Below are 12,074 nucleotides of genomic sequence, written 5' to 3' on the forward strand. Positions count from 1 at the left end.
ACAGGAGACCCATGAACATCGTCACCCCCCAGGGATACGCGCGCGAGATCGCCGCCGAGGCCGTCCCCGGCCTGCCCGCCGACTTCCGCTGGGGCGTCGCCACCGCCGCCTACCAGATCGAGGGAGCCGCGGCCGAGGACGGCCGGACCCCGTCCATCTGGGACACGTACTGCAGGGTGCCGGGGATGGTCGTCCGCGGCGAGAACGGCGATGTGGCCTGCGACCACTACCACCGGATGCCCGAGGACGTGCGGCTGATCGCGGACCTGGGCGTCGACACGTACCGCTTCTCGCTCGCCTGGCCGCGCATCCAGCCGGGCGGCCGCGGACCGGCCAATGCGAAGGGGCTGGACTTCTACAAGCGTCTGGTCGACGAGCTGGAGTCCAGGGGCGTCACTCCCTGGATCACCCTCTACCACTGGGACCTCCCGCAGGAGCTGGAGGACGCGGGCGGCTGGCCGGCCCGTGACACGGCCTACCGTTTCGCCGAGTACGCCGCCCTCGCCCACGACGCGCTCGGTGACCGGGTGAAGCACTGGACGACGCTGAACGAGCCCTGGTGCTCGGCCATGCTCGGCTACGCGTACGGCAACCAGGCCCCGGGCCGGAAGAACTTCGGCGATGCGATCCGGGCCGTCCACCACCTGCTCCTCGGCCACGGCCTTGCCGCGCGGAACCTCCGGGAGACCGCCGCCGCCCGCGGCGACGCGCTCGAACTGGGCATCACGCTCAACCTCGGCACCGCCACCCCCGAGACCGACAGCCACGAGGACGCCGAGGCATGCCGTCGCGCCGACGGCATGGGCCGACGTCTCTACCTGGACCCGCTCGTCAAGGGCGCCTACCCCGCCGACGTCGTCGCCGACCTCGCCCTGCAGCACGCCGAACTCCCGGTCCAGGACGGGGACCTGGAGATCATCTCCACGCCGATCGACGTCCTCGGTGTCAACTTCTACCGGGGCACGCTCTTCTCGGGCGTCACCGAGGACGGCTCCCCGCTGGGCGACGACGGCCTGCCGGTCACCCGCGGTGTGGAGCGAGACCTGCCGCGTACCGCGATGGACTGGGAGATCACGCCCACTGCCCTCACGGACCTGCTGGTGGGCCTGGAGAAGGACTACGGCGTCCCGACCGTCATCACCGAGAACGGCGCCGCGTTCGACGACACCGTCTCCGAGGACGGGCAGATCCACGACGCCGACCGCACCACCTATCTTGCCGACCACATCGCCGCCGTGGCCGCGGCCCGCGCCGAAGGAGCCGACGTCCGCGGCTACTTCGCCTGGTCACTCATGGACAACTTCGAGTGGTCCTACGGCTACGACAAGCGGTTCGGCATCGTCCGCGTCGACTACGGCACACAGGAGCGGACGCTCAAGGACAGCGCCAAGTGGTACCGCGACACGATCCGCCTCACCCGCGACGCGTAGCCGCACAGCGCGCGGCCGCGCCCCCTTCCAGGAAACGAACGGGAGCCCCCACCATGCCCTCTCGTACGACTCTGATGGCGACCACCGCAGCCCTCAACGCCCCCGCCGCCCCCACGGCCGTGGCCGCGCCTGTGCCGAGGCCGGCCGTCCGGGCCGCGGCCTGGGACACCGACCGGGCGGCGGGCGCGCCGACGCCTGGCACACCTACGCCGTCGAGTGGACGCCCGAAGGCATGACGTTCAGCGTCGACGACCAGGTCGTCCAGCAGACGTCCCGGCAGAAGCTCGAATCGACCCGCGGCCAGTGGGTCTTCGACCACGACCAGTACCTGATCCTCGACCTCGCGCTCGGCGGTGCCTACCCGGCCGGGTGCAACCAGGTCAGCCTGCCCGACCGGGGACTGCCGCAGTCCGGCGTCGACCGCGTCGCGCAGGGCGGCGTCCAGGCAGAGATCGACCGGGTGCGGGTGGAACAGAAGAAGGAGCGCCCGAGCACCGGGCGGAGCCTTCCGAACGGGAGCGGCCCGGGTGGGTGACCGCGCAGCCGTCACCCACCTGGGTTAGCTTCGAGATATGCGGAACAGGCTGTTCCCGACGCTGCTGGCGGGTCTGCTGCTGATCCTCTCGGCGGCCGTGCTCGCCATGGCGCCGAGCGCCACGCCCGGGGCAGTCGGCGCATCGACCGTCGACGATGTCGCGCAGGCGCTCCGCAGGGGCCCGGTCTACGTCGACCCGGCCGCCGCCGACCAGCTCTCCCCGGGCCAGGCCGCCGCCCTGACGAAGAAGATCAAGGACGCCGACAAGCCCGTGTTCGTCGCGGTACTGCCACGGACCCCGGCGTTCCCCGAGCAGACCGTGCTGCCGACCCTGCGCACCGACACCGGCATCACCGGTGTCTACGCGGTCCGTCTCGGCAACGGGTTCAACGCGGGCGCAGATCCCCGGGTCATGACCACCCGAGCGGTCCAGAACCTCACCGCGGCCGTGAAGTCACCCGGTACGGACACCGATGCCGCGACCCAGCTCAACGCCTTCGTCGACCGAGCCGTCGAACAGGCCCGGGGCAGCGCCCCCGCCTCCTGGGGCGGATCGGCCGCGCGGAGGGGCTCGTCGTCCACCGCCGGACTGATCGCCGTCGGCGCCGTCCTGGTGCTCGGCGGCGGCACGGCCTACGCGCTCGTCCGGCGCAACCGCAGGCGCAAGGAGGAGGACGAACGGACCGCACTCGCCACGCTCCGGGTCGTCGTGGACGAGGACATCACCGCGTACGGCGAGACCCTGGACCGTCTCGACTTCCATCCCGCCGAGGCGGGCGCCGACGACGCCATGCGCGCCGACTACGAGCGGGCGCTCGACTCCTACGAGGCCGCGAAATCCCGCATGGACCGGGCCCGGCGCCCGTCCGACGTGCGCGGGGTCACCCAGGCACTGGAGGACGGCCGCTACTCCCTCGCCGTCCTGGAGGCCCGCCGCACGGGTGGTGAGCTGCCCGCCCGCCGCCCGCCGTGCTTCTTCGACCCGCGCCACGGGCCCTCGGTCGCCGACGCCCGGTGGTCCCCGTCCGGCGGCACGGCCCGCGAGGTCCCGGTCTGCGCGGCGGACGAGATCCGGTTGCGCGAGGGCGAGGAACCGCGCAGCCGCACGGTCGACGCGGGCGACGGCCGGCGCCGCCCGTACTGGGAGGCGGGCCCGGCGTACGGCCCCTGGGCTGGCGGCTACTTCGGCGGGGGCCTGCTCCCCGGGCTGCTGGCCGGCACGCTGCTCGGCTCGATGCTGTCGTCCCCCGCGTACGCGGGGGAGTACGGCGGCGGCGACTTCGGTTCCGGCGGTGACGGGAGCGGCGGGGACTTCTCCGGCGCCGACTTCGACCCGTCGGGCTTCGACGGCGGAGGTTTCGGGGACGGCGGCGACCTCGGAGGGGGCGGCGGCTTCGACGGCGGCGGGTTCTGAGCCGCTGATCGGCGAACTCTCGGGCAAAGGCGATCCATGCTAGACCTGAAACTATGTCTGGTATCGGCCGATTCCGGGCGAGGCTGCGACGCTCCGTCCGGAGTTCAGATCGGCACGATGGGGGGAGCTCGGGCCGAGCCACCCCCGCGCCGTCGCGCCAGGAGGCGACTCACCGCTCCCCGGGCCGCGACCTGCTCGCGCTGTTCAGCGTGCACACCGTGGCGGGCCAGGTCTTCTGCTTCGTGCTGGGGCTCGTCGTGCTGCTCATCACCGGCTTCGCGGTCGCGCTGGTGCTGCAGGGCCGCCGCGACAGTCTGCAGGAGGCCCGGATGCGCACACTGAGCGTCGCCCAGACCTTCGCGCATTCGCCGGGCATCGTGGCGGCGCTGGAAAGCAAGGACCCCACCGCGATCCTGCAGCCGCGCGCGGAGCAGGTCCGCAAGGACGCCCATGTGGAATACGTCGTCGTGGCCAGCACCCAGGGCATCCGCTACACCCATCCGGACCCCGCGCTGATCGGGAAACCCCTCGTCGGCCCCTGGAAGGAAGCGTTGACCGGCCCCGGCTTCACCCGGACGTTCAAAGGCAGCCTGGGGCCCTCGATCAACTCCGTGGTGCCCGTGCCGAGGCCCGACGGATCGGTGGCCGGACTGGTGTCGGTGGGGATCACCGACCGTTCGGTGAACAGCGTGGCCGACCGGTCCATCCCGTTCAGTGTCGGTGCCGGGGTGGCGGCCCTGGCGGCGACCGCGGCCGGCGCGGCGCTCGTGAGCAGACGGCTGCGGCGTCAGACCCGTGGGCTCGGGCCCGGGGAGATGACCCGGATGTACGAGCACCACGACGCGGTGCTGCACGCGGTTCGCGAGGGCGTCATCATCATCGGGCCCGGTCACCGGCTGACACTCGCCAACGACGAGGCCCGCAGGCTGCTCCGCCTTCCCTCCGACGCCGAGGGCCGGGCGGTGACGGACCTCGGACTGGAGCCCGCCACCGCCGAACTGCTCGCCTCCGGCCGGACCGTCACGGACGAGGTGCTGCGCAGCGGCAACCGCCTGCTGGCCGTCAACCTCAGACCGACGGACGCGCGCGGCGGGCCGCCCGGCACCGTGGCCACTCTGCGGGACACCACCGAGCTCCGCAAGATCACCGGCAGGGCGGAACTCGTCCACGAACGTCTGCTGCTGCTCTACGAGGCCGGCAACCGCATCGGCACCACCCTCGATGTGACCCGGACGGCCCAGGAGCTGGCGGAGGTGGCGACGCCCGGATTCGCCGACGTGACCACCGTCGACCTCGCCGATCGCGCGGTGCCGGGGGAGGAGCCGACCGCCCAGTCCGACATCCCGCTGGACATGCGCCGTACCGCCGTCGCCGCCACGGACCCGGACCAGCCCCTGTACCCGGTCGGCCGACTGGTCGGATTCGTTCCCTCCAGGATCCGCGCCATGCGGGTGAACAGCGCGGAGACCGGGCTGGGTCCCGAGGTGATCACCCAGCTCGGCTGGCGCTACTGGGACCCCGAGCGGGCCGCCGGCATCCTCGACTACGGCTTCCACTCGGTGCTGTCCGTACCGCTGCACGCACGGGGCGTCATCCTGGGCCTGGCCAACTTCTGGCGCGCGGGCGATTCCGAACCGTTCGACGACGACGACCAGTCCTTCGCCGAGGAACTGGTGGCGCGGGCGGCCGTCAGCGTGGACAACGCCCGCAGGTACACCCGCGAACACGAGATGGCCGTGACACTGCAGCGCAGCCTGCTGCCCAGCGACCTGCCCGAGCAGAACGCCCTCGACGTGGCCCACCGCTACCTCCCCGCGCGGGCCGAGGTCGGCGGCGACTGGTTCGACGTGATCCCTCTGTCGGGCGCCCGGGTCGCCCTGGTCGTCGGCGACGTGGTCGGGCACGGGCTGCACGCGGCGGCCACCATGGGGCGCCTGCGCACCAGCATCCACAACTTCTCCGCGCTGGACTTCGCGCCCGACGAACTTCTCGGGCATCTGGACGAAGCGGTCAGCCGGATCGACCAGGGCGAAACCACCGACGGCGGCAGTGCCGAGATCACCGGGGCCACCTGCCTGTACGCCATCTACGACGCGGTCTCCGGCAACTGCTCGGTGGCCCGCGCCGGCCATCCCGCCCCCGCGCTGGTGCTCCCGGACGGCACCGTCGAGTTTCCCGAGGTCCCGGCCGGCCTGCCACTGGGCATCGGCGGCATGCCTTTCGAGGCGGCCGAGTTCCACGTGCCCGAAGGGAGCCGACTGGTCCTGTACACGGACGGTCTCATCGAGCTCCGTGACCGCGACATCGACGCCGGCCTGGAACTGCTGCGCACCACCCTCGCCGGTCGTGACCGGACCCCGGAGGAGACGTGTGAGGACCTGCTCGACGCGATGCTGCCCGAGCAGCCCTCCGACGACGTCGCGCTCCTCGTGGCCCGTACCCACATGCTCGATCCCGACCAGGTCGCGCAGTGGGACGTCGCCACCGACCCGGCGGCCGTGGCCGGAGTCCGCAAGAACGTCGCCGAGTGGCTCGCCGACCGGGGTCTGGACGAGGAGGCGTTCACCACCGAGCTGATCCTGAGCGAACTGGTCACCAACGCGGTCCGCTACGGCAGCGGACCGATCGAGGTCCGCCTCCTGTACGACCGCAACCTGATCTGCGAGGTGTCCGACACCAGCAACACCTCACCGCACCTGCGCTACGCGACGACGACGGACGAGGGCGGCCGGGGCCTGTTCCTCGTCGCCCAGATCGCCGAACGCTGGGGCACCCGGTACACCGAGACGGGCAAGGTGATCTGGTCCGAGCAGACGGTCGGCGAACCGGAGGAGGAGAACGGGGGGAACGAGAAGAGCGACTGAGGCGAGCGTGGTGCGCAAGGCCATGGGCGGCGCCGCCCGGAGTGCCGACCCGGAGCCGCCGTGACACGCTGAGAGCAGGGGGACGGGGGTCTCACCGAAAGGGGGGACGGGGATCTTGCCGGGCCCGGCACGACCGCCGGACCGACGGTTCTGCCACCCGAGGAGATCGAAATGGCCAGTGACACGAGCGGGGCGAGCCACACGTACCCGAGCCCGACGCACGCGCCCACATCCGGTACCACCGTCCTGGCGGCAGTCATGCTGATCGTCGGTGGAGCCATGGCGGTCTTCGAGGGGATCGCGGCCCTCACGAAGGACCATCTGTTCGTCGTCACGCGCCACTACGTGTTCCGGTTCAGCCTGACGGGCTGGGGCTGGGTCCACCTCATTCTGGGCATCGTCATCGTCCTCGCCGGCTGTGCCGTGCTCGGCGGAGCCCTGTGGGCGCGCTTCTTCGGTGTCGCCGTCGCCGGCCTGGGTGCGATCGCCAACTTCCTGTGGCTGCCGTACTACCCCTTGTGGGCCATGGTGCTGATCGCCGTCAACATCCTCGCCGTGTGGGCGTTGTGCATGGGCATGCACCGAGAAGCGCACGCGGGCTCGACCGTCTGACCCGGCAGTTCAGGACCGGGCGGCACCGCGGCCACCTGTTCGTGCGTGACGCCGATCCGCAACACCCGCTTCGTGCAGGGCGGTTCGTCCGACCGCCCGACTGCGTGAACCGCTCCCCCACCGATCGACGCCCGAGCCCGCCGCCCCGTCAGGACAGGCCACCGCGACCGACGGCGGCGGAGAGTTCCGCCCGCAACGTCGCGTACGTCGGAGCGAGTCGACGCAGCCCCTTCTCCAGGGCCGGGTCGTCCCCGGTGACGAGCGGGTGCTGGAGGCCGCCCAGGATGCGGGACTGCTCGTCGAGTACGGCCGCGCAATCGGACAGGCCGATCAGGTCCATGCAGGCCGCCGCGTCGCCCAGACGACGGGCGCCGACACGTACGCCGAACCCGGCCAGCATGGCGCGGGTGCCCGGCGCGAGTCCTTCGACGACCTGCGAGGCAAGAGCCTCGACCGCAGCCGCTCCGCCGAGCGATCCCGGCGGCATCGCCAGGTCGTCGCGGCCGTCCAGCCATCGCAGGGCGCCGGGCAGCGACTCCCGCAGCGCCTCGGCCGCCGTGACGTCGCGTTCCCGTACGAAGCCGGTGCGCATCACGAACGGTGCGTCGGTGTACGTGACGCTCTTCGCCTCCCAGGCGGCGACGAAGTCCGCGGTCGGCAGCGTCGCGTACGGATGGCCGTGCGGGTCGTGGAGCAGCACGGTGTCCCCGACGACGGCGAGTACCTGTACGAAGTGGTCGCCGCCGTCGGCGACGGGGGTGCCGGGGTGGTACAGCAGCAGCCCCATGTCGACGGGGCCGACCAGGACGGGCCCGTCCGCGCAGGCGGCGCGCAGGCGGTGCAGGGCCTCGTCGGGGGTGCCCCCGTCGGTGCGCTCGCAGCGCACGCCGAGCAGTTCGACGGCGGCATCCAGGCCCAGATCGGGATCCCAGCCGTACGGGTCGAAGAGCGGCAGGGAACCCGCGATCAGCTGGGCGCCGAAGGGTGAGCCGGTGAGCGTCTCGATGACCGAGGGGGAAGGGGCCTTAGGGCCGAGCATCATCGCCAGGGAGTTGGTGAAGCAGTACGGGCCGGAGCCGATGTAGCCGGACATGCGCGTCGATCCCTTGTGCCGGTGACCGGGTGGAGGCCCCAGTCCAGACCATCACACGGTGACAAGGTCAACGATCTGCAGTTCGGGCAGGCCGCCCGTCGCCGCCCGTCGCCGCCCGTCGCCGCCCGTCGCCGCCCGTCGCCGCGCGGCCCCCGGAACGCCGAGCGCCCGTCTTCCGTCCCTGGCGGGGGAGGGGGAAGGCGGGCGCGCTCGGGGTCGGGCGTGGGGCGGCGGGACGTGTCAGCCCTGCGGCGCCGCGGCCTTGACCGCGGAGATGTCGAAGTTGAGCTTGACCTTGTCGCTGACCATCACGCCGCCGGTCTCCAGCGCCGCGTTCCAGGTCAGGCCCCAGTCGGAGCGCAGGATGTCGGCGCTGCCCTCGAAGCCCACGCGCTCGTTGCCGTAGACGTCGGTGGCCGAGCCGTTGAACTCCAGGTCGATGGAGAGGGGGCGCGTGACGTCCTTGATCGTGAGGTCGCCGGTGATGCGGTAGGCGTCGCCGCCGAGCTGCTCGGCCTGCGTGGAACGGAACTTCATGAGGGGGAACTTCTCGGCGTCGAAGAAGTCGCCGCTGACCAGGTGGCCGTCGCGGTCGGCGATTCCGGTGTCGACGCTGGCGATCTTGACGTCGATCGAAGCGGAGGAGTTGGCGGGGTGGTGACCGTCGAGCTTCAGGCTGCCCTCGTGCTCGCCGAAGGAGCCGCGCACATTGGTGACCATGGCGTGGCGCACGGTGAAGCCGATGCTGCTGTGCGCCGGGTCGATCGTGTAGTCACCGCTGAGGGCGGCCAGAGCCGGGTCCACGGCGGTGGCGACGGCGGCGGACGGGGCGGTGTTGTTCTTGCGGTTGAACAGAGCCATGGCTCCTCCTCGGGGGACGTGATCGAGCGGTGGTCGAAGTGGTTGTTTAAGCTTCAACGAGATTGACTGTAGCGCTATCTAGTTCAAAGTTCAACATTGGGTGCGCGAATTTGTTGCGGAAGGGGCCTCCGGTGTCGCCACCCCCTGGCGACGCGCGTAGAACTCGGGCAGTATCTCCCTGCCCCTTACTTGTCATGAGCAGGAGGATCCCCCCATGGTGTCCCGTATGACACTGCGCCCCGTCCTGACCGCCCTCGCCCTCGTCCTCGGTGTCCTCTTCGCCCCCGGCGTAGGTGTCCTCGGCGGCGGGGCCACCCAGGCGCACGCCGACACGAAGCTCACCCACGCCCAGGCCACCGCCCGGTTCAGCTCGTCCGGGATCACCTGGTCGTCCTCCGGCAACTGCTCCAACCGCAACGTGTCCACCTGCACCTCGTTCGACCAGCTCAACCTGGCCACCGCCCAGGGTGCCCAGACCCTCAAGAGCGCCACGGGCTGCGCGCTGAACATCACCGGCGGCACCGAGACCGGGCACGCCAGTGGCACGTACTCGCACTGGAACGGCTACAAGCTCGACTTCGGCAAGTCCACCTGCCTCACGAACTACGTCCACGGCGTCTTCACCTACATAGGGCTGCGCGGCGACGGCGCGCCCCAGTACAAGGCCGGTTCCGGCAACATCTACGCGGACGAGGGCAGCCACTGGGACGTGACGTACTACAACTGCGGCGGCTGCTGACCGCGCGCCGTATCCGATCGCACGGGTGCCCCGTTCCGCCACGGACGCCGCCGGCCGGTACGGGATCCGCGTGACCTCGGCCTCCATGACCTGCTCACGGTCGTGGAGGCCGACTTCGTCGTGTGCGGCGGAACGGATGGACGGCCAACGCGACCTGCAGGAAGGCGCGTTCGACGTGGCCGGCGACGGCGAACGGGTCGATCGGCCGGGCCGGGTCCTGTGCCGTCGCCGTCCCGGAGCGTGTGACAAACGCTGTGCGCGGGGACCGGAGGCGAGCTAGGCTCCCCGGTATGCATTTCCATCAGATCTACGGCTGACGCGAGCGGGCGGAGCCTCCGGCTCCTCTTCCGCACGCCCGTGCGTCCCGACGACAGGACTTCCTCTCGGACGGTGACGCACCGGTTCGTCGTGTCCGTTTCGCCGTAGACCTGAAATGAGTTGATCCTTCATGACCCGTCGTCGTGCCCACATCGCGATGGTCGGCATCCCCGTCATCAGCCACGTCCTGCCGAGCCTCGAAATCATTCGTGAACTGGTGGCCCGCGACCACCGGGTGACCTACGCCAACGGCCCCGCGGTGGCGGACGTGATCACGGCCACCGGCGCGGAATTCGTCCCCTACGGCTCCGTCCTGCCGGGCGCCGGCAGCAGCTGGCCGGACGACCCCATGGAGGCGATGGGTGTCTTCCTCGACGAAGCCGTCCAGGCCCTGCCGCAACTGCGCGCCGCCTACGACCACGACCGCGCGGACCTCTACCTGTACGACATCGGCGCCTACGCCGCGCGCGCCCTCGCCGAGGCACAGGGGCGCCCCCTCATGCAGCTGTCACCGACGTACGTCGCCTGGAACGGCTACGACCAGGACGTCGCGGCACAGTTGTGGCAACTGCCGGGCGCCGACGCGTACCGGGCGCGGTTCACGCGGTGGCTCAACGACTGCGGGGCGTCCACCACCGACATGGACGCCTTCGGCGGACGCCCCGCGCATACCCTGGCCACGATCCCCCGGGCCATGCAGCCGCATGCCGATCAGGTCGACACCGACACGGTGACGTTCGTCGGCCCTTGCTTCGGCACGCGGGCGGCCGACGGCGGCTGGACGCGTCCGGCCGATGCCGAGAACGTGCTGCTGATCTCGCTGGGCTCGGCCTTCACGCATCAGCCGGAGTTCTACCGCCAGTGCCTGGCCGCCTTCGGCGACCTGCCCGGCTGGCACGTCGTACTCCAGATCGGCAAGCGTACGGACCCTAGGGAACTCGGCGACATCCCGTCCAACGTCGAGGTGCACTCCTGGGTGCAGCAACTCGCGGTCCTGGAACAGGCCGACGCCTTTGTCACTCACGCGGGGATGGGTGGCAGCAGCGAAGGGCTGTTCGTCGGTGTTCCCATGATCGCCGTCCCGCAGGCCGCCGACCAGTTCTTGAACGCCGACACGCTCGTCGAACGGGGAGTGGCCCGCCGCATCGACACCGCGGAGGCGACCGCGGCGAACCTGCGGGCCGCTCTCACCGGACTCGTCACCGATCCGGCTGTCATGCGGCGTTCGGCACTGCTGCGAGCCGAGGTTCGGGCCGAGGGCGGCACTGCACGGGCCGCCGACCTGATCGAGAACATGCTGGGCTGACCCCTGCTCCACCAGGAGCGTGAGGTGGAGGGGCGGCACTCCGTGCCCTCCACCTCCGCGCCCCTGCTTCCCCGACGCGCCGTGCTCCGGTGGCGGCTCCGCCCGGTTCCCCGAGGCCCGCACGAGCCCGCAGTGTGACGCGGAGCCGACACGGTGGCGGCGCGCCGGGCATGTCCCCGGATCTGCCCCGGCACATCCACCCATCGGACGCTGGCACTGGGCTAAAAGCGCTAAATACGACCACTTGGAACTCAAGGGAAACCGATTGCGACCCGATGAAGCGGCAAAGCGTGCAAGCGCTTTGTTGTGGCTTCACCGATCCAGTTCCAGAGGGAGTTTTGAATGAGTCCTGAGCACAGGGCCAAGTCATTTCTCGGCCCGGTTCCCCGACGGGGTGCGTGGCTGACCGGCACCACGATCGCATCGATCGCTCTCATCGTCACGGGGTTCGCGAGCCCCGCGGTTGCCATGGCGCAGCAAGGGCGGACAGTTGCCGACAGCAGCGTAGTAAGCCCGTCGGGTGGCGACAAGTGCAGGAACGAGCAGCCCAAGAAGAAGCCCAAGAAGAAGCCCAAGAAGAACCGCAGGTCGCTGACGGACGAGGCGCTGACGGCGCAAGCGCTCGGCGGCGGAGACAAGTGCAAGGTCGGTCCCACCGGTCCCACCGGGCCGACGGGTCCGCAGGGCCCCACCGGACCCACCGGTCCGACCGGCCCTAAGGGTGATAACGGTGAGACTGGTCCCACGGGTCCCACCGGTCCGACTGGCCCCAAGGGTGAGAACGGTGAGAACGGGGCGACTGGGGCGACTGGTCCCACGGGTCCCACCGGTCCGACTGGCCCCAAGGGTGAGAACGGTGAGAACGGGGCGACTGGGGCGACTGGTCCCACGGGTCCCACCGG

8 protein-coding genes and 1 pseudogene are annotated in these 12,074 nt (G+C 71.0%); 7 read left to right on the forward strand and 2 right to left on the reverse strand.

The features are described from left to right. Positions 1–11 precede the first annotated feature (11 nt). From ACIRP2_RS33415 to ACIRP2_RS33435, 5 genes and pseudogenes are all read left to right on the forward strand, one after another. Positions 12–1,430, forward strand: a complete 1,419-nt coding sequence (locus tag ACIRP2_RS33415; protein ID WP_404256960.1) for a GH1 family beta-glucosidase — start codon at positions 12–14, stop codon at positions 1,428–1,430. A 172-nt stretch (positions 1,431–1,602) separates the two neighbouring features. After that, positions 1,603–1,965, forward strand: a pseudogene (locus ACIRP2_RS33420) (family 16 glycosylhydrolase); the annotation flags it as partial. Between the two features lie 37 nt (positions 1,966–2,002). Beyond that, positions 2,003–3,379, forward strand: a complete 1,377-nt coding sequence (locus tag ACIRP2_RS33425) for a hypothetical protein (protein WP_404256962.1) — start codon at positions 2,003–2,005, stop codon at positions 3,377–3,379. Positions 3,380–3,597: 218 nt separating this feature from the next. Beyond that, a complete protein-coding gene (locus ACIRP2_RS33430) occupies positions 3,598–6,243 on the forward strand; it encodes a SpoIIE family protein phosphatase (RefSeq protein WP_404256964.1) in 2,646 nt (881 codons plus the stop codon). 171 nt (positions 6,244–6,414) lie between these two features. Further along, positions 6,415–6,855 carry a hypothetical protein gene (locus ACIRP2_RS33435; protein ID WP_404256966.1) on the forward strand — a complete coding sequence of 147 codons (441 nt, stop codon included), beginning with the start codon at positions 6,415–6,417 and terminating at the stop codon, positions 6,853–6,855. Positions 6,856–7,003: 148 nt separating this feature from the next. Here the strand turns inward: ACIRP2_RS33435 and ACIRP2_RS33440 are convergent, their stop codons facing one another. Both ACIRP2_RS33440 and ACIRP2_RS33445 read right to left on the reverse strand, forming a co-directional pair. Continuing rightward, positions 7,004–7,948, reverse strand: a complete 945-nt coding sequence (locus ACIRP2_RS33440) for a hypothetical protein (RefSeq protein ID WP_404256968.1) — start codon at positions 7,946–7,948, stop codon at positions 7,004–7,006. Between the two features lie 240 nt (positions 7,949–8,188). After that, positions 8,189–8,809, reverse strand: a complete 621-nt coding sequence (locus ACIRP2_RS33445) for a YceI family protein (protein ID WP_404256970.1) — start codon at positions 8,807–8,809, stop codon at positions 8,189–8,191. A gap of 214 nt (positions 8,810–9,023) precedes the next feature. On the opposite strand from ACIRP2_RS33445, the gene ACIRP2_RS33450 reads away from it, so the two are divergent. Then, a complete protein-coding gene (locus ACIRP2_RS33450; protein ID WP_404256972.1) occupies positions 9,024–9,548 on the forward strand; it encodes a hypothetical protein in 525 nt (174 codons plus the stop codon). Between the two features lie 448 nt (positions 9,549–9,996). Continuing rightward, on the forward strand, positions 9,997–11,172 hold the full coding sequence (locus ACIRP2_RS33455) for a macrolide family glycosyltransferase (RefSeq protein WP_404256974.1): 1,176 nt from the start codon (positions 9,997–9,999) through the stop codon (positions 11,170–11,172). Positions 11,173–12,074 lie beyond the last annotated feature (902 nt).

Source organism: Streptomyces sp. NPDC101194 (assembly GCF_044767885.1).
Classification (GTDB): domain Bacteria; phylum Actinomycetota; class Actinomycetes; order Streptomycetales; family Streptomycetaceae; genus Streptomyces.